The following is a 22,143-nucleotide window of genomic DNA, read 5'->3' as shown; positions in this document are numbered from 1 at the left end:
CGCCGGGCCGGTGGACCGGCCGCCGCGCGGAGACGACGGCCGACGGGTGCCGGTCAGCCGGCGGTGAGGTGGCGCACGATCGTCGCCGCCGGCCCGTCGGTCATCAGGATGGTGTAGTGGTTGGCGTCGACCAGCTCGGTGACCAGGTGCGGGGCCCGCTCACGCCAGTGCGCGACCACCGGCTCGGGCAGCATGCCGGGCGCCTGGCCGAACATCCCCCGGGGCGCGTGCAACAGCACGGTCGGCACCGTCAGCGCCACCAGGTCGGCCCCGAACGAGTCGTTGCCGATCAGCAGGTCCCGCCCGTCCTCGCGGACCGCGTCGCCGTTGACCCGGGACCGCACCGCGTCCGGTTCCCCGGCGGCGTCGTAGCGGGCGTAGGCGATCAGGTCGTCGTTCCACTCGGCGGCCAGCGCCGGGTGCGTCCGGAAGACGTCGACGTACGCGTCCTCGGAGGGGTAGGTCCGGCCGAGCCGGTCGATGGCCGGCCCGAGGGTCGCGGCGAGGACCGCGTCCACGTCCAGGTCGGCGGGCGCCGGCAGCGGCAGGCCGCCGTCGACGAGCACCAGCCGGCTGAACAGCTCGGGTGTGCCGACGGCGGCGCGCAGGGCCGCGTACGCCCCCATGGACTGGCCGACCAGCGCGACCGGCCGGCCCTGGCCGAACTGGACGGCGGCGGCGCTGATGTCCTCGCCGTGCCGGGACATGCCGTACGGGCCGGGCAGCGTGTTGCTGCCGCCCCGGCCCCGCAGGTCCAGCGAGATGAGGCTCCAGTCCTCGGGCAGGTGCCGCCCGACGGTGCGGAAGGACATCGCGGAGGCGGTGATGCCGTGTGCGGCGACGGCGATCTTCGGGCCGGTGCCGAACCGCAGCGCGTGCAGCGTGCCGTCCGGGACCTCGACCTTCACCTGTTCCATAGGTCAGACCTTTCGTGAGGGGGTGCCGGGCAGCCGCCGGGGGAGCGGGCTGCCGACGAGTCGCAGGGCGAATCCGCCGAACGCCTCGGCGACCTGGTCGCGGGTGTACGGCTGGTCGGGGCCGAACCTATCCGGGAGGCCACCTCCAACGCCGCCCGTACCGGGTCGCCCGCCCACCGGCCGGCGAAGCCGTCCACCAGCCGCCAGCCGGCGCGCAGCAGGGTCCGCTGCCGCTCCAGGTGCGCGGCGACCCCATCCGGGTGCACCGCGCAGATCACCCCGACCGCGTCCGCGCCGTCGCCGACACAGAGGTCCACCCGCCACCGCCCGACCGGATAGTCGGCCCGTACCGTCGCCCCCAGCCGGCGCAGCTCGACCGCGAGCGCCGCCGCCCACTGCTGCGCCGCCGGGCGTACCGGGGCACCCGGCGGGCCGGCCGAGGCGTCCACGGCCGCGGGACCGTCCTCGGCGTACCGGAGGTAGTCGGCGAGCAGCCCGGCGGGCGCGGCCAGCGAGGTGACCATCGTCAGCCGCTGGCGGGCGCGGGTGACCAGCACGTTGAACAGGTTCGGCTCGGCGACGAACCGGTGCCGGGCCGCCGGGTCGGCGTCGACCAGGCCGAGGGAGGCGACCACGAGGTCCGCCTCGCTGCCCTGGAACCCGTGCACGGTGCCGCAGCGCAGGCCCAGCCGTTCGATCTCCGGCGCCTCGAAGGCGGCCAGCAGCGCCGCCTCCAGGGCGTCCGCCTGCGCCCGGAACGGGCTGAGCACGGCGATCCCGCCCGCCGGCGGGTCGTCGGCCAGCTTCCGGACCAGGTCCACCACGGCGTCCACCTCGGCCCGGTTGACCCCGTCGACCACCTGGGCGTCGGCTACCCGAAGCACGTCGATCGCGTCGGCCCGCTCGTTGCCGGGATGGCGGGTGACCAGTTCCAACCGGCCGGCGTAGAACCGTCGGGCGGAGAAGCCGATCAGGTGCGGCGCGGACCGGTAGTGCTCGCCGAGCCAGGTGACCGGCGCGGCGCCGGCCGCCACGTCGAAGGCGCTGGAGCGGCGGACGTCCAACCTGTCGGCCAGCGCCGCCAGGCCGTGCCGGTGCAGCGTGGCGGTGACGTCCACGTCGGCGACGAACGAGACGAACCGCAGCTGCCGGGGGTCCCCGGCGACCAGCGCCCGGCGGGCCCGGGCCAGCACGGGCGCCGCCCGCAGCTGGTCGACGTGCGCGGCCTCGTCCAGCACCACCAGGTCGAACATGCCGGGCACCGGCGGCAGCAGGTCCTCCACGTCGGTCACCGTGCCGACCCACAGCGGCAGCGCCCGCACCAGCGCCGGGGCGTCCAGGTCGGCCAGCAGCTCCCGGCGGCGGTTGCGTCCGGCGCGCAGCGCCGCCCCGAGCGCCGCCGCGCTGCGCCGGCCGGGGCCGTCCCACCGGCGGGCGCTGGCCGCCCGGTGCCGCATCGCCGTGCCGACCGCGGTGGCCAGCGCGGCGTCCGCGTCCACCAGCGCCCGCCAGGCGGACCCCAGGTCGGTGCCGCCGCCGGCGGCGAGCCGGCCCGCGGCCCGGCTGGCGGTCGCCGCGCGCACCGCCGCCCGCAACCGGTCCACGGGTACGTCCGCCGCGGCACCGGTCAGCCGGCCCAGCCGCCGCCGGGCGTGGCCCCGCCGCAGCCGCTGCCACCAGCCGTCCGCCTCGGCCGTGGCGGTGTCCAGGGCGGCCCGGGCCGCCGGCAGGTCGGCGTCCGGGGTGAACAGCGCGGGCGCGTCGGCCGCCAGGGCGGGCAGCAGCGGTTGCCAGTCGGGCAGCTCCGCGGCGAGCCGTTCGGTGTCCAGGACGGCGTCGATGCCGGCCCGGATCGCCTCGACCCGACGCCGGGCCTCGGCCACCTCCGCGTCGGCGGCGCGAAGTTGCGCGTCGTCCGCGCCCGCGGGCGCCCCACCGGCCAGCTCGACGGCGATGGTCTCCCGGCGCTCGGCGTCGCCGAAGAGCACCGGCGCCGGCCCGGGCCGGCGGCGCAGCAGCTCACCGAGGACGTCCGCGGCATGCACCGAGCGGGTCGCCACCAGCACCGACCCGCCCCGGTCCACCACGTCCAGCGCGGCGGCGACCAGGGTGTGGCTCTTGCCGGTGCCGGGTGGCCCGGAGACCACCACCACCGGCTCGGACCTCGTCCGGCGCACCACGTCCCGCTGGGCGGCGTTCAACGGCAGCGGCGACAGCAGCGCGTCGCCGTCGGCCCGCGCCCGGGGTTCGGTGGGACCGGCGTCGGCGGGGCCGGCCGGCGCGGGCGGGGTGGGGGAGTCGGCGTACACCCGGGCCAGCGCGGTGTCGCCGAGCCCGGGGCGGCCCGCCCAGCTCAGCAGGGTGTCGCGCAGCCCACCGGCCACCACGTCGCGGCTGACGAACAGGCCGGCCACCGCGAGCCCGGTCAGCGTCGTGTCGTCGACCCGGCCCGGCGCCCGGGCCGCCACCTCGGCCACGGCCAGCCCGGCGGCCTGCGCCGCGGTCCGCAGCCAGGCGGCCGTGCCGGGCGCGCCCAGCCAGCCCGGCTCCGCCAGGCCCGGCGCGGCCTCCAGCCGGGCCGCCAGGTCCCGGTCGGAGACCAGCGGGCTCAGCTCCAGGTCGCCGGCCGGCGACACCCGGTAGCCGCGCAGCGTGCGTTCCAGCCGCACCGGCTGGGCCAGCAGCGGAGCGCGCACCCGCCGGGTGCCCGCGTCGGTCGGCACGGTCCCGACGACGAAGGCCAGGCCGCGGCGCAGGATCCGCTCGTCGCGGTGCAGGGCGTCCAGGGCGGCCAGCCGGTCGGTGCGGGCGTCGCGGGGCGCCCGGTCGGGGTCGGGCAGCCAGATCAGCGGGCGCCCGGTGCCGGACACGTCGAGGATCCGCTCGGCGCCGGCCGGGGCCAGGTCGGCGAGCGCCGCGAGGATGGTCGCCGGCCGCACGCGGCCGATTCTGCCGCACCGGCGGCGGTCGCGGCGGCGCACGGTGCCGGGCGCGGTCTCCGATGTGGAGCCATTTCATTGACGCGGGGAAATTAGTGGATGTTCGGCCCATGCCGTGACGGGCGGAACGGCTGGTCGGATGGCGGGGACGGACATCGCCGTTCGACGACAGGAGGGACCGTGCGCACCCCATCCCGTGCGTTCGCGGGGACCACCGCGCTGCTGCTGGCGGCCGGGCTGGTCCTGACCGCCGGCAGCACCGGCCAGGCGGCTCCACCCGACCAGGACAACCCGACCGCGACCCAGGCCGGGCCCGGCCACTTGCCCGGCGACCGGACCGGCACCGGCAGCCGGGACAACCGCCCCGGCCGGGTCGACCCCACCAGCGGGCAACGCGACCGCGCCGCGCAGGCCGGCGCGCGGGCCCGCTGGACCGACTTCGGCACCCCGGCCACGCTGGCCTCGACCGGCCGGCCGCTGGCCACCGGGCTGCCGACCGCCCCCGAGGAGACCGCCCGGGCGTACGTGGCGGCCAACCGTGACCTGCTCGGGCTGACCGAGGCCGGTGCGGATGCGCTGGAGACGCTGACCGTGGCGCCGATGGGGCAGGGCGCCACCGTGGTGCTGCGCCAGCGCTTCGGTGACCTGCCCGCCGCGGTGGACGGCATCATCGCCGTCGGCGTCCGCGACGGCGCGGTCTGGCACGTCAGCTCCTCCCTCGCCCGGGACGCCGCGGCTCCCCAGCCGGCCACCCTCACCGCCGGGCAGGCCCGGCAGCGGGCGATCGCCGACTCCGGCCTGACCGGCGCGACGGTGCTGCGTACCGCGCTGGTCGCCGTGCCCACCGTGGACCGGGGGGCCCGCGCCGCGTACGAGGTGGTGCTCGGCGCGGACCTGACCGGTGCGGAACCGGCCGCCTACTCCACCTACGTGGACGCCCGCGACGGCTCCGTCCTGGTCCGCCAGGACCTGGTCGACCACGAGGCGGACAATCCCCAGTGGGACGCCTTCCCCAACTCGCCGCGCACCGACCACTCCTCGGCCGACACCCGGGCCCGCTGGTGCTTCCAGGCCGGCGCCGGCTGCGCCGAGGTGGTCGGTACCGCCGCCTCCCCGCTGGCCTGGGACGTCGACCCGGCCACCGGGCAGTCCACCCACACCACCAGCGGCAACAACGCCGTCGCGGTGCAGAACTGGTTCAGCAACGACCCGTTCAGCGTGGGCACCGAGACGGCCACCCCGCGCGCCGACCGGAACTACACCTACCCGTGGACCAACCAGTGGTACGAGCAGAAGTGCCACCCGGACACCTTCACCTCGCCGCAGGCCAACGACATCGACGCGGCCCGGGCCAACCTGTTCGCCATGCACAACCGGATGCACGACTGGACGTACCACCTCGGCTTCACCGAGGCCGCCTGGAACCTCCAGCAGGACAACTTCGGCCGGCCCGGCCTCGGCGCCGACCGGGAGCAGGGCAACGCGCAGGCCGGCGGGGTCAGCGGCGGCCCGCCCACCTTCGCCGCCCGGGACAACGCCAACCAGATCACCCCGCCGGACGGCGTCGCGCCGATCACCAACATGTACCTGTGGCAGCCGATCGCCGGTTCCTTCTACGCGCCCTGCGTCGACGGTGACTTCGACATGTCGGTGATCGCCCACGAGTACGGCCACGCCGTCACCAACCGCATGATCGCCGGCCCGAACGCCGGGGTCAGCTCCCCGCAGGGGATGAGCGAGAGCTGGTCGGACCAGCTGGCCATGGAGTACCTCTACGAGCACGGGTACGCCCCGGCCGGCGAGCGCGGCTTCACCATCGGCGAGTACACCACCGGCGACCCGAAGGCCGGCATCCGCAACTACAACATGAGCGACAGCCCGCTCAACTACAGCAGCGTCGACTACGACTTCGTCGGCCTCCAGGTGCACGCCTCCGGCGAGGTGTGGAGCGCCACCAACACCGACATCCGCGCCGCCATGATGGCCCGGTACGGCGCCGGCGACGCCGCGCTGCAGAAGTCCTGCGCCAACGGGCAGACCCCGGTCGACGCCTGTGCCGGCAACCGGCGCTGGATCCAGCTGGTCTTCGACTCCTTCCTGCTGATGGGAGTCAGCCAGGTCAGCATGGTCGACGCGCGGGACGCGATGCTCGCCGCCGACCGGATCCGCTTCGGCGGGGCCGACCAGGACCTGCTCTGGAACGCCTTCGCCAAGCGCGGACTGGGTGAGGCGGCAGCCAGCACCGGCAACGCCGACCCGAACCCGACCCCCAGCTTCGCCTCCCCGTACGCCGACGAGGCGACGCTGACCCTCAAGCCGGTCGACGACGACGCGCCGGTCCCCGGCGCGCAGCTGTTCGTCGGTCGCTACCAGGCCCGGGCCGTGCCGGTGGCCGACACCGACCCGGCGACCGCGCTGCCCGACCAGGTGCGCCTGGTCCCCGGCACGTACGAGTTCGTGGTCCGGGCCCCCGGCCACGGGCACGTCCGGGTCGGCCCGGTCACCGTCCGGGCCGGCCAGGTCCGCGACCTGCCGGTGCGGATGTGGGCCAACCTCGCCTCGACCTCGAACGGTGCCGTCGCCACGGGCGACGGGATCAACCTGGCGAAGCTGACCGACGACGACGAGGCGACCAACTGGGCGTCGCTGGGCGGGCCGGTCGCCGGCCGGCAGGTCACCGTCGATCTGGCCGGCGGCACGCAGCAGGTACGTCGGGTGCAGGTTTCGGCGATGCTGCGGCCGCCGGTCGCCGGGGACGCCGACACCGGCACCCAGAGCCGGTTCTCGGCGCTGCGCCAGTTCCGGGTCTGGGGGTGCGAGGCGAAGGGGGACGTCACCTGCGCCGACGCCGCGGACTTCCGGCCGGTCTGGACCAGCCCGGCGGACGCCTTCCCGTCGGTGAAGCCGCGGCCCCGGGCGCCGGAGCTGATCATCCGGTCGTTCGACATCCCGCGTACCAAGGCGACGCACCTGCGGGTCGAGGTGCTGACCAACCAGTGCACCGGCGCGCCCGACTACGCCGGTGAGCAGGACGCCGACCCGCGGGCGTCGACCGACTGCGCCACGGCCAGCCAGCAGGCGAACAACGTACGGATCGCCGAGTTCCAGGCGTTCGCCCAGTGACACCCGGCGGGTGGGTGGGCCGACGGCCCGCCCACCCGCACCGGGCGGTGGGGGCCTCCGCTCAGCCGGGCTGGTCGAGGATCGCGGCGAACCGCTCCTCGGCCAGGTCCAACTGACCGAAGATGTGCCGCTTCACCGGCGCCGACAGCGGGGTGTCCGGCCGCCCGATCAGCTCCCGGAAGACCGGCACCAGCGGCCGGTACTTCGCCGCCAACCGGGTCACCTTCGGGCCCAGGGTGTGGATCACCCCGACCCCGTTGTCGGTGAAGTCGGAGACCTTGATGACCCGCGCCCAGGGGTCGGCGTCCAGACTGGCCGCCACGTGCTCCCGGTACTGCTCGTGCCGGTCCCGGTCCGGGTCGTACGCGGGATTGGTGACCGCGGCGACCAGGCCCGCCACCCGCGGGCCGAACCGGGCCGCGAGCGTGGCCAGCGCGGCCCCGGGCAGGTCGCCGTCGGCGCCCGGGCCGGCCAGCTCGGCCGGGTGGTCCTCCACCGCGTCGTGCAGCAGCCCGGCGACGATCACGTCCACGTCGCGCACCTGGTAGTGGTGCATCATCCGGATCGCCACCCGCAGCAGGTGGTTCAGGTACGGCTCGCGCACCCGCCGGTCGTCGCGGTGCAGCTCGGCGGCGAGGTCGAGGGCCTCGGTGAGCCGCTCCCGGGCGGCCGGCCCGAACGCGTCGATCTCCATCCGGAACCGTTCCAGCAACCCCGGCTCCCCGTGGATCTCGGTGATCGCGTGCATCGGCATGGTCGCGAGGTACGCGGGGAACGTCATGGATCACTTATAGCGGATCTTCACTACCGACCGGGACCCCGCCGTCACCGGCACGACACCACCCCGGCTCAGGAACCGCCGGAGACCCGCTTCACCAGCCGGACCGTGGTGCCCGTCGCCGAGCCCTCGACCCGGGCCTCGTCCATCAGCCGGGCCATGATCAGCCGCCCGCGGCCCCGGTCGAACCCGCTCGCCGCCGTCTCCCGCCACCCGCCGGTGTCGGTCACCTCGATCTCCAGCCGGTCGGCGCGCAGCCGCCCCCGCACCGTCGTGGTGCCGCCCGGGGCGAACCGGTAGCCGTGCTCGATCGCGTTGGCGCACGCCTCACCCACCGCGATCAGCACCGCCTCCGCGTCCGACTCACCCACCCCCAGCTCGGCCAGCCAGTCGCGCAGCGCCTCCCGGGTGGGGTGCAGCTGCGCCGGCTCGGCGGCCAGCGTGGCAAGGAACGCCACCGGCTCCCGGTGCCGGTAGACCAGCACCGCCACGTCGTCGTCGCGTACCTCCGGCAGCAGGTCCCGGCAGAGCCGGTCGACCAGCTGCCCCTCCGGCAGGCCGCGCCCGACGGTCAGGGTGTCCACCGCCCGGGAGATGCCCGCGTCGATCAGCTCCCGCCGCCGCTCCACCAGCCCGTCGGTGTAGAGCAGCAGCGTCGACCCGGCCCGCAGCTGCGCGCCGGCCTCCGGCCGGCCGCTCACCGCCACGCTGGCCAGCGGCACCGAGCCCGCCCGGTCCAGCAGCTCGTGGCTGCCGTCCGGATGCATCAACACGCCCGGCGGATGTCCGGCGCACGAGTAGCGCAGCACCCCCACCGACCGGTCGACGATCGCGCAGAACACCGTGGTGTTGCCGCCGCCCGGCACCATCCGGGCGAAGTCGTCCAGCGCCCCGAGCACTTCCGCCGGGCTCTTGGCCTGCAACAACAGGGCCCGGCAGGCGTTGCGCAGCTGACCCATCACCGTCGCCGCGGGCAGGCCCCGGCCGACGCAGTCGCCGACCACCACACCGACCAGGTCACCCGGCAGCGGCACCACGTCGTACCAGTCCCCGCCCACCTCCAGCGGGCGCACCGCCGGCTCGTAGCGGACCGCGAACCCGGTCGGCAGCTGCACCGGCCCCAGCATCGCCCGCTGCATGGCCAGCGCCACCGCCCGCTGCGTCTCGTACGCCCGGGCCCGCACCAGCGCCTGCGCCAGCGCGGCACAGAGCTGCCGCAGCAGCGGCAGGTCCACCGCGGTCACCGGGCGCGGCGGGTCCACCTCCAGCCACACCCCGCCCTCGGCGCCCGGCTCGATCCGCGCGCCCACGCCGGTCAACCGGCCCCCGGCGTCCCGCTCGAGGTGCGGCTCGCCGTCCGGCCGCAGCCCGGCGAGCACGTCACGGACCCGGGCTGAGAGGTTGATCCCGGCCTCCACCACCACCGGCGCCCCGGCGCCGTCCAGCGCGAGCGCCACCCCGCGCGCGCCGCGGACCACCTCGCACAGCTCACCGAGCCCCGCGTCCAGCACCTCGGCGATGTCCGACGCCCCGGCGAGCCGGGAGGCCAGCGTGGCCAGCGCCTCGCTGCGGGCCGCCGCACCGACCTCGGTGGTGACGTCCCGCAGGGTGGCCACGTAGAGCCGGCGGTCGGTGCGCGGCTCGCGGACCGAGTTGTAGACCGCCTCCACCCAGATCCGGTGCCCGTCGGTGTGCCGCATCGGCAGCGTCACTCGGCCGCTGCCCACCCGCAGCGCGTCGGCGAAGGCGGCCACGATCCGGTGGTGCTCCGCCGGCTCCGACTCGGCGTCCGGCCACCACCGCAGGGTCGGCGCCGGCAGCTCGATCCGCTCCGACCCGATCAGCCGGAAGAACGCGTCGTTCGCCTCCACCAGGGTGCCGTCCCGCTCCACCACCGCGAACGCGTCCTGCAACGAGTCGATCAGCGCCGCCCGCCAGGTCGCCTCGTGGCTGCGCAGCCGGGACAGCTCCAGGTGCGCCCGCACCCGGGCCAGCAGCTCCTCCGAGGAGAAGGGCTTGGCCAGGTAGTCGTCCGCGCCGGCGCGCAACCCCTCGACCGCCGCCTCCTCACCCGCCCGCGCCGAGAGCACGAGCACCGGCAGGCCCGCGGTGCGCCGGTCCCCGCGCAGCTCCCGCAGCAGCCCCGTCCCGTCCAGCCGGGGCATCATCATGTCGGTCAGCACGAGGTCCGGCGGGTCGGCGAGCACCGAGGCCAGGCCGTCGCGCCCGTCGACCGCCGTCCGCACCCGGTAGTGCGGAGCCAGCAGGCCGGTCAGGAACGACCGCAGGTCCGCGTTGTCCTCCACCACCAGCACCGTGGGCGTGTCCCGGGGATGAGCGACCGGGGCCGCGCCGAACCCGCCACCCGGCGTCGGGGTGCCGGCAGCCAGCTCCGGGTACGCCGCCAGGTCCGGCCGCCGCGGCACGTCCGCCACCAGCGCCGGCTCGCCGCTCGGTTCGCCGTACGGCAGCCGGACGGTGAACGTGGACCCCTCGCCCTCCACCGAGCGCACCGCCACCGTCCCGCCGTGCAGCCGGACCAGCTGCTGGACCAGGGCCAACCCGATGCCGGTGCCCTCGCCGGAGCGGCCGACCGCCCCGAGTACCCGGTGGAAGCGGTGGAACAGCAGGGGCTGCTGGTCGGCGGGAATGCCGATCCCGGTGTCGCTGACCGTCAAGGTGACCTGCTCGGCGTCACCGCGCAGCCGCACCTCGATCCCGCCGTGCAGCGTGTATTTCAAGGCGTTGGAGAGCAGGTTGGTGAGCACCTTCTCCCACATGTCCCGGTCGACGTGGCCGGTGCGGGGCAGCGGGGCGACGTCCACCCGGTAGGTCAGCCCGGCCTGGCGTACGGCGTGGTCGAACGACTCGGCGACGCCGGTGGTGAGCGCCGCCAGGTCGGTCGGGGTGCGCTCCGGGTCCAGCCGGCCGCCCTCGATCCGGGCGAAGTCCAGCATGTCGTTGACCAGCCGGCGCAGCCGTCCCACGTTGCGGCGGACCAGCTCCAGCCGCTCCCGCTGCACCGCCGGCAGCGGGTCCCGCTCGTCGGCCAGGCTCTCCTGCACCGGGCCGCTGATCAGGGTCAGCGGGGTGCGCAGCTCGTGGCTGACGTCGGTGAAGAACTCGGTCTTGGCCCGGTCCAGCTCGGCCAGGGCCACCGCCCGCCGCCGCTGCGCCTCGTACGCCAGCACGTCGGTCAGCGCCGTGGAGACCCGGCTGCCGACCAGCGCGACGAAGTGCCGGTACGGCTCGTCCAGCGGCAGGTAGGGGCTCACCCCCAGCACCAGCACCCCCACCGTGCGGCTGCGCCCGGTGGCCAGCAGCGGCAGCACCACCGCGTCGACCACCGTCGGCGGGCCGGTCAGCTGCTCGGGCCGTCGGTTCTCCGGCAGCAGCTCACCCAGGCCGGTGATCCGGGTCGGCAGGCCGGTGCGCAGCGCCTCGAGCACCTCGGGCCGCCGGTGCGCCTCGGCCAGCCCGTCGGGCACGGCGTCGCCGAACGAGGCGACCAGGGTCAGCTCGCCGGGCGACCCGCTCTGCTCCTCCTCGCCGGTGGCGGCGAACAGGTGGTCGTACAGGTAGATCTGGCCGAACAGCAGGTCCGCGCCGTCGCCGGCCAGCACCCGGGCCGCGGCCCGGGCGGCGTCGCCGGCCGTGTCGGCCTCGGCGATGGAGAGGTCACCCAGCTCGCGGAGCAACGCCAGCCGCCGGTCACCGACCACCCGGCCGGTCACGTCGGAGGTGGCCACGAAGATCCCGGCCACCGCCCCCGAGTCGTCGTCGATCGGGCTGTAGGAGAACGTCCAGTACGTCTCCTCCCAGTACCCGCGCCGGTACATGTAGAGCATGGTGCTCTCGCCGTGCGCCGACCCCGCCCCGGCCAGCACCCCGTCGGCCAGCGGGCCCATCGCGTCCCACACGTCCGGCCAGCACTCCGCGGCGGGCTGCCCGATGCCGGCCGGGTACTTGTCGCCGAGTATCGGGGTGTAGGCGTGGTTGAAGAGCTGCACCAGCTGCGGACCCCACCAGACCAGCATGGGGATGGTCGACGGAAGCACCGTGCGGATCGCCGCCCGCAGCTCGGCCGGCCAGGTGTCGACCGGCCCCAACGGCGTGGCGGACCAGTCGACCGCCCGGTGCGCCGCGCTGGTCGGGTCGTCGCCGGGGAAGAGCCGTGCGAGGGCGGCCCGCCCCGTCGCGTCGTCGCCCGTCCCACCGGTCACTGGCGGCCACCCTTCCGTCCTCGTCACCCGGGGGTACGCCTCCGTGCCGGCACCCGCGGCACCCATTGTCCCCACTGCCCGACCAGTTCGAACGCCCACCCGGGTGTGACCTCACGCGCCCGGCGTCGGGACGGGCCCGACGGCGCGTCGCGGGCGGGCGGTGGGGCGCAGAATCGACGGATGGACCGCGTGTGGGAGTTGCTGCTCGGGCTGCCGCCCGCGCTGGTCCTCCTGCTGGTCTTCCTGCTGCCGGCGCTGGAGGCGTCGACCTTCCTCGGGCTGCTGGTGCCCGGCGAGATCGCCGTGCTGCTCGGCGGGGTGTACGCCCACGAGGGGCGGCTGCCGCTGGTGGCGGTGGTGCTCGCCGCGCTGGCCGGGGCGGTCCTTGGCGACCAGGTCGGCTATCTGGTGGGCCGCCGCTACGGTCGCCGCCTGCTGGACCGGACCCCACGCCGGTTCGTCCGCTCCGACGAGCTGGCCCGCGCACTCGACCTGGTCCGGCGCCGGGGCGCGCTGGCGGTGGTGGTGGGGCGGTGGGCGGCGGCGCTGCGGGCGCTGGTCCCGGGCCTGGCCGGGCTCAGTGGCATCCCCCGGCGGGCGTTCACCCTGGCCAACCTCGCCGGCGGCGCGCTCTGGGCGGTGGCGGTGAGCGTGCTCGGCTACCTGGCGGGGGCGTCTTACCGGCTGGTGGAGGGGCGGCTCGGCCTCGGCGGCGAGGCGTTGCTGGCGCTGGTGGTCGTGGTGGTGCTGCTCCGGGTCGGCAGGGCCCGGTGGGTCGCCCGCCGCGAGCGGGGTGCCGGCGGGCGGCGCTGACCGTGCCGCCTACCTCTCGAGCAGGAGCGCCTCGGCTCCCACCGGGCGGAACCCGGCCGCCTGGAAGGCGCGTACGCTGCGCGCGTTGCCGGCGGCCTGCTGGGCCCAGACCGGCTGACCGTCGGGCACCAGGTGCCGAGCGGCCGTCGCCAGTGCCCGTCCCAGCCCCCGGTGTCGGCATGCCTCGTCGACCTCGATCGCGGTCTCCCAACGGTCCGCGACGCCTCGGCCGAGAACGACGACTCCACCGTCGGCCGCCCAGACCCGGACGTCGGAACGCCGCCGACGTGCTCGGGCCACCCGCGGATGATCAGCGTCGGTCAGCTCGGTCAACTCCAGCGGCGGCGGACCGGCGAGCGGGGCGGCGACGGTCAGGAGATCGATCGTGTCCATCGACCGCCGGGTGCGCTCGAGCAGGGCGCCCAGGAAGACCGGATTCATCGCGGCCGCCAGCGGATCGCAGGCGAGACCGGCCAGGGTGTGGTGGACCCACCGCGGGTCCTCGTCGGTGAAGACCACGGCGTGGGCGGTGAAGGCGACCACTCCGGCGTCGCGGCGGCTCGGCTGCGGGACCACGCTGACCCCGCCGTCCGGTGGGGGAAAGTGCCCGTCCGCCGCCGCGTCCAGGATGTCGGTCAGCTCGTCACCCATGGTCGTCTCCTTCCGTCGCGGTTGTGCACGTTACGGCGCGACGGCTCCCCGCGTCCGACCCCGGTCTGGTTCGTGCCCGCCGCGGGCGTCACTGCGGTGGCCGGCCCTGCACCCGGTACGCGATGGCCTCGTGCCAGGTGTGCGGATAGACGCCCACCTCGAAGTACCGGCGGAACCGGTCGATCGGGGCGTTGGCGTGGTCGTGCCAGAGCAGCCAGACCGGGACGACGGTGAACAGCACCCAGTTCGCGGCCACCAGCGGCAGGTAGAGCGGGCCGAGCAGCCGGGCCTGGAGGACGTGCACGTCCTCGTGCCGCTGGGTGCCGGGTGACGCGCCCGCGCAGACCGTGCCGAGGGTGGTGGCGTACCGGGGCCAGACGCCCTCGACCAGGTTGATCCGCCCCCGGTGCCGGCAGGTGTTCCGGTCCAGCCGGTGACCGGCGGTCAGGTGCCCGGTGAGGAACGCGGCGCCGAGCACGGTGTTCGGCAGGCTCCAGGTGTGGTCGACGGCGAAGAGCAGCACGCCCCGCACGTCCGGCCGGTACGCGCCGGTGGTGGCCACCGCCCAGCCGAAGGGCACGCCGAGCAGCAGCCCGGCGACGGCGCCCACCGCCAGCCCCGGCCCGCCACCGGCCGCCGCGCCGAGCAGGGCGCCGGCCAGGACGTGCACGACCGCGCTGAGGATGCCGAAGACCACGGGGATCACCTCCAGGCTGACCGTCAGTGTGCCTCCGCGCCGCCGGCCGGCGGGTCGGGCGGCCTCGGGTCCGGGGTGATCCGGAAGACCGGGAAGCGGGCGGCGATCGCCGCGAACTCGGTGACCGGGGCGTGCCGGTCCACCGGCAGGTGTGCCCGGGCACCCGGGGCGAGGGCGAGGTAGCGCCGCAGGATCGGGGCCCGCTGGGCGACCGGCACCTCGTCGAGGCGGACCTGCTCCCGGCGGCCGTGCCGCAGCACCGCCCGGCCACCGGCGGCCCGCACGTTGCGGACCCAGTTCGCGTCCTCGCCGAGCATCGAGACCAGGAACTGCTCGCCCTCGTGGTCCGCGACAACCACGGGAACCTCGACGGTCCGGCCGGTGCGGCGGCCGGGCACCTCCAGTGTCATCCAGTTCGGCGGTGCCAGCCCGACCGAGAACTGCCGGGCGGCGAACCGGTTCATCAACCGGGCGAGCCAGTTCGGCCGGCCGCCCCGGTACATCCACCGCCGGTGCCGGCCGGTGAGCCCACCGGCGCTGCTGGTGTCCATCGTGACCCTCCCTCTGCCGACCGCCCCTCCATCGGACCGCGGGAGCGCAGGTGGCGGCAGGGCCGGGGGGCCCGTCTCGCGGGCCGGTCAGCCCGCCCGGCGGCCTCGCGCCGGGTCGCCCAACGGCACCACCCGCCGGTCGCCGACCCGGGTCATCGTGGCCAGCGGCCGGGTGGCCACGGCCACGAACCGGGCGAGCCCGGGGCGGCCCTGCCGGCGCAGCAGGGGCGGCCCGAGCCGCCGCATCACCGCGGTGAGCGCCGGCAGCGGCCGGCCGAAGAGGGTTAGCTCCCGGATCAGCCCGGCGGCGTCCAACCGGATCAGCTGCGCCTCCTCGACCTGCTGGCCGTCGACCGTGCCGTGGAACAACAGCGCCCGGGTGTCGCCGGCGCCGACGGCGGTGTGGAAGCGGATGCCGTCGATCACCTCGTAGGCGGCGGCCAGCATGTCGCCCACCTGGGCCGGGCCGTGGAAGCGGAACCGGGCGGTCAGCGGGGAGATCACCTCGACGTCGGGGGCCAGGCAGCGCACCGCCTCGGCGACGTCGGCCCGCTCCGCGGCGGCCCGCCAGCGGGCGATCGTGCGGTCGTACCGGTCGTCGTCGTGGGTGGGTTCCATCGCGGCCTCCCGTGCCAGGGCCGCACCCGATCGGAGCGCCCTCGCCGGTCATGCTGCCAGGCCGGGCCGGCTGCCGTGGTCCCGCGGACCGGTCGCGCGGTGGTGGATCAGGCTGTCGGAGGTGTCCAGTCCGCGTACCGGGCCATCGCCCGCAGCGCCATCCGGGCCGGGGTGAGCCGCAGGAGGGTGTCGCGGGCCGCCACGGCGACGGGGTTGCGCAGCTGCTGGCCGTACCGGCCGGCGCGCAGCGACGCGCGGGCCACCTCCTGGGTACGCGGTCGTCGCTGCCGGTCGTAGGCGGCCAGCGCGGCCGGCAGGTCGGCCGGTCCGGCGGCGCACGCCGCGCCCAGCGTCACCGCGTCCTCCAACGCCAGTTGGGCGCCCTGCCCCAGGTACGGGGTCATCGCGTGGGCCGCGTCGCCGAGCAGCGCCACCCGCCTCCGGACGTACGACGGCAGTGGCGTGGCGAGGTGGTGGATGTCGTGCCTCAGCACGGCCTCCGGTGGGGTGGCGGCGACCAGCGACGGGATCGGTTCGTGCCAGGACCCGAACCGGTCCAGCACGGCGCCTCGCTCGTCCGGCTCGTGTCCGCCGGGCGGGGCGGTCACGGCGGCGTACCAGTAGACCCGCCCGTCGTCCATCGGCACGATGCCGAACTCGGCACCCGGATCCCAGGTGACCGCCGTCGGCAGCGGGTGTGGCCAGGCCAGCACGGCCCGCCAGGTGGTGGAGCCGGCGTACACCGGGGGCGGAAGGTCCGGCCACAGCCGGGCGCGCAGCACGCTGCGCAGGCCGTCGGCGCCGACCACCAGGTCACCCCGGACGGTGTCGGCGGCGCGGTAGTGCACCTCGCCGGCGTCCGGGTCGACGTCGGTGACCCGCGCGTCGGTGACCAGCGCGTCGGCCGGCAGCGTGGCACGCAGGACGGCGTGCAGTTCGGCCCGGTGGATGCCGACCGCGCCGGTGCCCAACGTCCGTTCCAGCTCCGCCCCGGGAACCCGGGACAGCCACCGTCCGGTCCGGTCGCGCAGGCCACCGGCGGGACCGGACCGGCCGTGGGAGCGCACGGCGGCGCCGACCCCGAGCGCGTCGAGGGCGCGCAGGCCGTTGGCCATCAGGGAGAGCCCGGCGCCGATCTCCTGCGCCTCGGCGGCCCGCTCCAGCACGGTGACCTGCCAGCCGTGGCGCAGCAGCGCCAGCGCCGCGCCGAGACCCCCGATGCCGCCACCGACCACGATCGCCCGTCCGGTCGCCATGGCACCATCCCCGGGTCCTTCTACACCTGTAGAAGGCCATACTAGCGCCGTGGCACCAAGAACAGGGGGCACCGGTCGGACGGCCCGGACGGCGGCGCTCGCCGACGCCGCGATCGCCCTGCTCGCCGAGGGTGGGATGCGGGCGCTGACCCACCGCGCCGTCGACGCCCGCGCCGGCGCGCCGCTCGGCACCACCTCGGCCTACCTGCGCACCCGGCAGGCGCTCATCGAGGCGGTGGTGCAGCGGCTGGCCGACCTGGACCGGGCCGACATCGCCGCCGAGGAACTCCCCGCCGACCCGCGGGCCACCGAACTCCCGGACCGGCTCGGCGCCGCCGACCTCGACCGGCTCGCCGCCGGGATCGCCGGGGTCCTCGACCGCTGGCTGACCGTCGGCCGCGACCGCACCCTCGCCCGGTACGCCTGCCTGCTCGAAGCGGTGCACCGGCCGGACCTGCGCCGCATCCTCGACCACGGCACGGTGCTCCGCGTGCAGGCCCGGGACCTGCTCTCCCGGGCCGGTGCGCCGGATCCCCGACGGCAGGGCGACCAGTTCGTCGCGTTCGTCGACGGGCTGCTCTTCGACCGGCTGGTCGGCGCGGGCGCCCTGGACGCCCCGCCGCCGGGCAGCCCGCAGAGCCGGTACGACCTGCGCGCCGCCGTACGCGCGGCGTTGCGCGGCTTCACCGGTGTCTGACCGGGCCGTCGCGCTGGCGTCCGGGGCCGTCGAGGAGCACCCTGGGTGGGTCGATCAACCCGGGAGGATGCGGCGATGGCGCGGTGGAGTTGGCTGCGTACGGCCCTGCGGCGGCTGCGCGCCGGCTGGCTGCCGGTGGTCGAGGCGACCCTGGCCGCGACGATCGCGTGGCTGCTCGCCACCCGCCTGGTCGGCCACCCGCAGCCGTTCTTCGCGCCGGCCGCCGCGCTGATCGTCCTCGGCCAGGCCCGGGGCCAGCGGATGCGGCGGGCCGTGGAGGTGGTCCTCGGGGTGGCCGCCGGGGTGCTCGTCGCCGACCTGGTGGTGCAGGCCCTCGGACCACGGACGACCTGGACGGTGTTCACCGTCATCCTGCTCACCGTGGCCCTGGCGGTGGCGATCGGGGCGAGCACCGTCTCGGTGGTGCAGGCCGCCGTCTCCGCGCTCTACCTGGTGGTGGTCTCGCCGCCGACGGAGTCGCTGGTGCCGTTCCGGTTCGTCGACGCCCTGATCGGCGGCGCGGTGGCGCTGGCCGCCAGCCAGCTCGTCGACGCCCGCCGGCCGCTGGCCCCGCTGGTCGGCCAGCTCCGACAGACCTTCGCCGAGATCGGGGACCTGCTGGAGGAGGTCGCCGGAGCGTTGGACCGCGCCGACGAGACCGCCGCGCTCGCCGCCCTGGACCGGGCCCGCCGGGCCGACGCGACGGTGCAGCGACTGCGGGACGCGGTGCTCGCCGCCGGCGAGGCGCTGCGGCTGCACGTCCGCCGCCGCCGGGACATCGGCCGGCTGCGCTCGGTGGACGCCTCCATCCGGCAGATCGACTACGTGGTGCGCAACGTCCGGGTGCTGGCCCGGGCCGGGGTGACCCTGACCCGGCAGCCGTCCCCGGTCCCCGCCGACCTGGGCACGGCGGTCCGCTCGCTGGCCGAGGCCGTCCGCGCCGGCGGCGCGGCCTTCGCCGCCGACCTGACCGGCCCGGCCGAGGTCGCGGACCGGCACGCCGCCGCCGCGGAGGACGCCGCGCTGACCGCGGTACGCACCGCCGGGCGGCTCTACGCCCCGGGCCCGACCCTGCCGCTGGCGATGGTCATCGGTCAGGTCCGGGCCACCGCCATCGACCTGCTGCGCGGGGTACGCGGCGACGACGACGCGGCCGTGCTGGACCGGGTCGACGAGGCGATCGGCCTGCCGGTGCGCTGACCGGCGCGGTGACGGCCGGCTCAGCGCAGCCGGGTGCGCCGGCCGGCGACGCTGGAGAGCCACTCCACCGCGTGCTGCCGGATCGGCGTCGGCACCTCGTGCCCCCCGTCGAACTCGTGATAGTCGACCTGGTAGCCGAGCGTGTTCAGTCGCGGCACCAGCCGACGGCTGCACACGTCCACCGGCAGCACCTGGTCACCGGTGCCGTGCGAGACGAAGACCCGGGGCCGGCCGTGGGTCACCATCGGCGCGGCGAAACCGGGGGAGAAGGCCAGCACCGCGGCGAACAGGTCACCGTTGGTCAGGCCGAGGCTGAGCGCGTACGACGCGCCGTCGGAGAAGCCACCGGCGACCACGCACTCCACCGGCCAGGCCTGGAACGCGGCGGCCATCAGCAGGTCGATCCGGCGTACGTCCGGGCCGAAGCCCTCCACGACGAGGTCCCAGCTGCTGGCCACCGCCTGCGGCGCGACCAGCAGCAGCCGGTGCCGGTCGGCCAGCGGCAACAGCAGGTCCAGGCCCTGCTCGGCGGTGCCCCCGGCGCCGTGCAGCAGCAGCACCAGCCGCAGCGGCCGCCCGGCGGTGCCGGCGGGCGCGTACGCCAGCCCCAGCGCCTCGCCGTCCGGGCCGGTCAGCGGCGTGCGGCCCGAACCGCCCGTGGTCACCGGCGGCACCGGGCGGGCGGTCAGCCGCCCGTGCCGGGGGTTCTCCTCCGGTTGCCGGTGCGGTGGCGCGGGCTCGGACACGTCGGGCTTCTCCTCGGGCAGGCGGCCGTCCCGGGCGTCTACCCCGTCCACCAGGGGTTAACCGGCGATCAGGCGCTCTCCCTGGGGACCAGCGTCGACGGGAAGGTGGTGACCGGTCCGGCTGTCCTCCGTTCGGCGACCGCGGTGGCCGCCGCGGCGGCGATCCGGCCCACCGGATGGCTGGCCGTCGTCAGCGCCGGAGTGCTGAGCGCCGCGAGGGGAATGTCGTCGAAGCCGGCCACCGCCACGTCCCCGGGCACCTCGACCCCCAGCCCGCGCGGCCCGGACAGCACGCCCAGCGCGGTCGGGTCGGCCGGCGCCCGCCCGGCCCACCCTGGCATCATGCGCCGGTGACGCGGCCCCGGCGGTAAGGGGCGGAGGCCGGTTTGAAGTGGTAACGCTCTCAGGTGTGGGATTGTGCCCAGACACCGTCCAGGCCCGTCCGGCCTGGACCTGAGGGAGGGGAAACGGGCCCTGTGAGTGGCACCACCACGCCGGTGATCGACCCGGCCGAGCTGACCCCGCGCCGCGTCCGCGCCGCCCGCACCGGCGTCGCCGTCGTCTTCGCGCTCAACGGGTTCGCGCTCGCCTCCTGGTTCTCCCGGGTCCCGGCGGTACGCGAGGAGCTGGCGCTCACCCCGGGCCGCCTCGGTCTGCTGCTGCTCGCCATGTCGTGCGGGTCGCTGCTGGCCCTGCCCACCGCCGGCCTGATCACCCAGCGGTTCGGCGCCGCCCGCACGGTACGCGCGGCGACCACCCTGCTGGCCCTGGGGCTGGTCGGGGTCGGGCTGGCCGCCGGCCTGTTCGGTTCGCTGGCCGGGGTGGCGGTGGGCCTGTTCGCCGTCGGCTACGGCTCGGGCGCCTGCGACGTGCCGATGAACGTCGAGGGGGCGGTGGTCGAGCGACGGCTGGGGCGTACCGTGATGCCCCGCTTCCACGCGGCCTGGAGCCTCGGCACGGTGGCCGGGGCGGCGCTGGGCGCCGGGGCGGCCCGCCTGGGCGTGCCGATCGGCGTGCACCTGTCGGTGCTGGCCGCGGTGGTGCTGGCCGGCACGCTGGCCGGTGCCCGGTTCTTCCTTCCCGCCGCCCCGTCGGCCCCGGCCGGCACGGGCCCGGCGCCGAGCGGCCGGCGTAGCGTGCTGGCCGCCTGGAAGGAGCCGCGCACCCTGCTCATCGGCGTACTGGTGCTGATCATGGGGTTCACCGAGGGCAGCGCCAACGACTGGATCGCGGTGGCCTTCATCGACGGGTACGGGCTCAGCGAGGCCGCCGGGGCCGCGGTGTTCGGCGTGTTCGTGCTCGGCATGACGGTCGGCCGGACCGCCGGCACCGTCGCACTGGACCGGTGGGGCCGGGTGCCGGTGCTGCTCGCGACGATGCTGCTCGCGGTGGTCGGCGCGACCGTGACGGTGCTGGCCGGCTCGGGCGCGCTGGCCGTGGCCGGGGTGGCGATGTGGGGCCTGGGCGCCTCGCTCGGTTTCCCGGTGGGGATGAGCGCCGCCGCCGACGACGAGGACCGGGCGCCGGCCCGGGTCAGTGTGGTGGCGGCGATCGCGTACACCGCGTTCCTCGCCGGGCCGCCGCTGCTCGGCCTGCTCGGCGACCGGACCGGTACGCTGCGCGCCCTGCTGGTGGTGCCGATCCTGCTGCTGCCGGCGCTGCTGCTGGTCCCGGCCACCCGCCGCCCGGCGCGCTGACCTCCGCCGGCGGGCCGGGCGACCTCTGCCGGCGGGCCGGACGGTCAGTCACGGAGCCAGATCCGCAGCGGACCGACGGCGGTGAAGCCGACCCGGGCGGCGGCGGCCAGGTCGTCTCCCGACTCGTAGCCGACCAGTGCGACGCCCGACGAGGCGGACCCGCAGACCGCCGGCCAGACGCCTTCGCCGAAGACGTTCGACACCCCGGTGACGACCGGCCCTCGGGTCAGCACGGCGCCACCGGTGACCGTGCCGTCGGGGGCGTACCGGGCCAGCACGGTGATGCGGGGGGCCGCCAGCAGCGCCGGCCGGAACGCCGGGCCGCCGCCGTGCGCCGCCGCCCACCGGGCCAGCGCTGCGGCCGTGGTCACCGGGGTGAGCGCCGGTGCGGCGGGTGGGTCGACCGGCGGGCGGTGGATCCACTCGGCGGCGAAGAGCACCCGGAAGCCGTGTCGGTGCAGGTCGAGGTCGGCGAAGCTGTCCTTCACCGACGCGCCGGGACCGGCGTCGATCCGGGCCAGCAGCGCGCCGGGATCCACGCCCGGGCGGAGCGTGACGGCGTCCGGGTAGAGCGGTGGAGACCGGCGCGGCACCGACCAGGCGTCGGTGTCGACAACGCCGGTCAGGCCGTGCGCGGCGCAGACCGCGGCGCACCAGTCGGCGTTGTCCCGGGCGGCGGCGGTGATCGGATCCACCGGGGCAGGGTAGGGGCGGCGGGTGGCCGGTGTCGCGCGATATCGCCGCGGCGGCGCAGGGATCTCCCATCCGGCTCGCAGCGGATTGCCAGCCCCCGGTGCTGCACTGGGGGTACGCCGAGCGAGAGGAGCCGACATGGGCTGGTTCAACCGGCGGTCCCGCCCGGACGGGACGATCCCCACGAAACTGGACCGCGAGGGTGACCGGGACGACCTGGCCGCGCTGGCGGACTTCGTGTCCAGCCGGCAGGGGGTGGAGTTCTACCTGGAACCGGAGACCACCGCCACCGACACCACCGTGGTGGCCATCGCCCACGACGGGGAGTGGATCCGGCGGCGTACCGGGTCGCCCGGGGCGGCGGCGAAGCTCGCCCACCGGCACGCGGTGCCGCTCTACGAGGCGGCCCGGACGGGCTACCCGGAGCGGATGCGGGCCTGGAACCGGGCCCACCCGGAGCGCCGGGCGCGCTGACGACCGTGCTCAGGGGCGGCCCGGTTCCGGCGGGCCACCCCTGAGCGTCGGGTGTCAAGAAGGGGTCACC

General features: G+C 76.3%; 18 protein-coding genes. 6 read left to right on the top strand and 12 right to left on the bottom strand.

Features of this window, described 5'->3' with window-relative positions:
• Nucleotides 1–53: 53 nt before the first annotated feature.
• Both GA0074704_RS19625 and GA0074704_RS19620 read right to left on the bottom strand, forming a co-directional pair.
• On the bottom strand, nt 54–917 hold the full coding sequence (locus GA0074704_RS19625; RefSeq protein ID WP_088971849.1) for an alpha/beta fold hydrolase: 864 nt from the start codon (nt 915–917) through the stop codon (nt 54–56).
• The gene (locus tag GA0074704_RS19620) at nt 905–3,856 is read right to left on the bottom strand and encodes an AAA domain-containing protein (RefSeq protein ID WP_088971848.1); all 2,952 of its coding nucleotides are present in this window, start codon (nt 3,854–3,856) and stop codon (nt 905–907) included. The genes GA0074704_RS19625 and GA0074704_RS19620 overlap by 13 nt, the downstream gene beginning before the upstream one ends.
• A 180-nt stretch (nt 3,857–4,036) precedes the next feature.
• On the opposite strand from GA0074704_RS19620, the gene GA0074704_RS19615 reads away from it, so the two are divergent.
• On the top strand, nt 4,037–6,979 hold the full coding sequence (locus GA0074704_RS19615; RefSeq protein ID WP_088971847.1) for a M36 family metallopeptidase: 2,943 nt from the start codon (nt 4,037–4,039) through the stop codon (nt 6,977–6,979).
• Between the two features lie 61 nt (nt 6,980–7,040).
• On the opposite strand, the gene GA0074704_RS19610 is transcribed toward GA0074704_RS19615, so the two are convergent.
• Complete coding sequence (locus GA0074704_RS19610; protein ID WP_088971846.1) at nt 7,041–7,760, bottom strand: HD domain-containing protein; 720 nt, start codon at nt 7,758–7,760, stop codon at nt 7,041–7,043.
• 68 nt (nt 7,761–7,828) lie between these two features.
• On the bottom strand, nt 7,829–11,980 hold the full coding sequence (locus GA0074704_RS19605) for a SpoIIE family protein phosphatase (RefSeq protein ID WP_088971845.1): 4,152 nt from the start codon (nt 11,978–11,980) through the stop codon (nt 7,829–7,831).
• 180 nt (nt 11,981–12,160) lie between these two features.
• Here GA0074704_RS19605 and GA0074704_RS19600 point away from each other — a divergent pair, with 180 nt between their 5' ends.
• Nucleotides 12,161–12,793 carry a DedA family protein gene (locus tag GA0074704_RS19600; RefSeq protein ID WP_088971844.1) on the top strand — a complete coding sequence of 211 codons (633 nt, stop codon included), beginning with the start codon at nt 12,161–12,163 and terminating at the stop codon, nt 12,791–12,793.
• A 9-nt stretch (nt 12,794–12,802) separates the two neighbouring features.
• Here the strand turns inward: GA0074704_RS19600 and GA0074704_RS19595 are convergent, their stop codons facing one another.
• The 5 genes from GA0074704_RS19595 to GA0074704_RS19575 all read right to left on the bottom strand — a co-directional run bounded on the left by GA0074704_RS19595 (nt 12,803) and on the right by GA0074704_RS19575 (nt 16,566).
• Nucleotides 12,803–13,444, bottom strand: coding sequence for a GNAT family N-acetyltransferase (locus tag GA0074704_RS19595; RefSeq protein ID WP_088971843.1), 642 nt, complete (start codon nt 13,442–13,444; stop codon nt 12,803–12,805).
• A gap of 88 nt (nt 13,445–13,532) precedes the next feature.
• Entirely contained in the window at nt 13,533–14,141 is a 609-nt protein-coding gene (locus GA0074704_RS19590; protein ID WP_088973825.1) for a glycine zipper family protein, read from the bottom strand.
• Between the two features lie 23 nt (nt 14,142–14,164).
• Nucleotides 14,165–14,692, bottom strand: a complete 528-nt coding sequence (locus GA0074704_RS19585) for a nitroreductase/quinone reductase family protein (protein WP_231926580.1) — start codon at nt 14,690–14,692, stop codon at nt 14,165–14,167.
• A gap of 87 nt (nt 14,693–14,779) precedes the next feature.
• A complete protein-coding gene (locus GA0074704_RS19580; RefSeq protein WP_088971842.1) occupies nt 14,780–15,310 on the bottom strand; it encodes a nuclear transport factor 2 family protein in 531 nt (176 codons plus the stop codon).
• A 107-nt stretch (nt 15,311–15,417) separates the two neighbouring features.
• On the bottom strand, nt 15,418–16,566 hold the full coding sequence (locus tag GA0074704_RS19575; protein ID WP_088971841.1) for an FAD-dependent monooxygenase: 1,149 nt from the start codon (nt 16,564–16,566) through the stop codon (nt 15,418–15,420).
• Nucleotides 16,567–16,615: 49 nt separating this feature from the next.
• Between GA0074704_RS19575 and GA0074704_RS19570 the strand changes: the two genes are divergently transcribed.
• On the top strand, nt 16,616–17,263 hold the full coding sequence (locus tag GA0074704_RS19570; RefSeq protein WP_231926578.1) for a TetR/AcrR family transcriptional regulator: 648 nt from the start codon (nt 16,616–16,618) through the stop codon (nt 17,261–17,263).
• Nucleotides 17,264–17,338: 75 nt separating this feature from the next.
• The gene (locus GA0074704_RS19565) at nt 17,339–18,463 is read left to right on the top strand and encodes an FUSC family protein (RefSeq protein ID WP_088971839.1); all 1,125 of its coding nucleotides are present in this window, start codon (nt 17,339–17,341) and stop codon (nt 18,461–18,463) included.
• 20 nt (nt 18,464–18,483) lie between these two features.
• On the opposite strand, the gene GA0074704_RS19560 is transcribed toward GA0074704_RS19565, so the two are convergent.
• Nucleotides 18,484–19,260, bottom strand: a complete 777-nt coding sequence (locus tag GA0074704_RS19560; RefSeq protein ID WP_231926576.1) for an alpha/beta hydrolase — start codon at nt 19,258–19,260, stop codon at nt 18,484–18,486.
• Nucleotides 19,261–19,277: 17 nt separating this feature from the next.
• Entirely contained in the window at nt 19,278–19,550 is a 273-nt protein-coding gene (locus GA0074704_RS19555; RefSeq protein ID WP_377471792.1) for a substrate-binding domain-containing protein, read from the bottom strand.
• Nucleotides 19,551–19,685: 135 nt separating this feature from the next.
• Between GA0074704_RS19555 and GA0074704_RS19550 the strand changes: the two genes are divergently transcribed.
• Nucleotides 19,686–20,906 (top strand): MFS transporter, encoded by a 1,221-nt coding sequence (locus GA0074704_RS19550; protein ID WP_231926574.1) that lies wholly within the window; start codon nt 19,686–19,688, stop codon nt 20,904–20,906.
• A 44-nt stretch (nt 20,907–20,950) separates the two neighbouring features.
• Here GA0074704_RS19550 and GA0074704_RS19545 read toward each other — a convergent pair whose 3' ends face one another.
• A complete protein-coding gene (locus tag GA0074704_RS19545; RefSeq protein ID WP_088971837.1) occupies nt 20,951–21,601 on the bottom strand; it encodes a hypothetical protein in 651 nt (216 codons plus the stop codon).
• 136 nt (nt 21,602–21,737) lie between these two features.
• On the opposite strand from GA0074704_RS19545, the gene GA0074704_RS19540 reads away from it, so the two are divergent.
• On the top strand, nt 21,738–22,073 hold the full coding sequence (locus GA0074704_RS19540) for a hypothetical protein (protein ID WP_088971836.1): 336 nt from the start codon (nt 21,738–21,740) through the stop codon (nt 22,071–22,073).
• Nucleotides 22,074–22,143: the final 70 nt, after the last annotated feature.

This window comes from Micromonospora siamensis, from assembly GCF_900090305.1.
Taxonomy (GTDB): domain Bacteria; phylum Actinomycetota; class Actinomycetes; order Mycobacteriales; family Micromonosporaceae; genus Micromonospora; species Micromonospora siamensis.
This window is presented reverse-complemented; position numbering and strand designations above follow the sequence as displayed.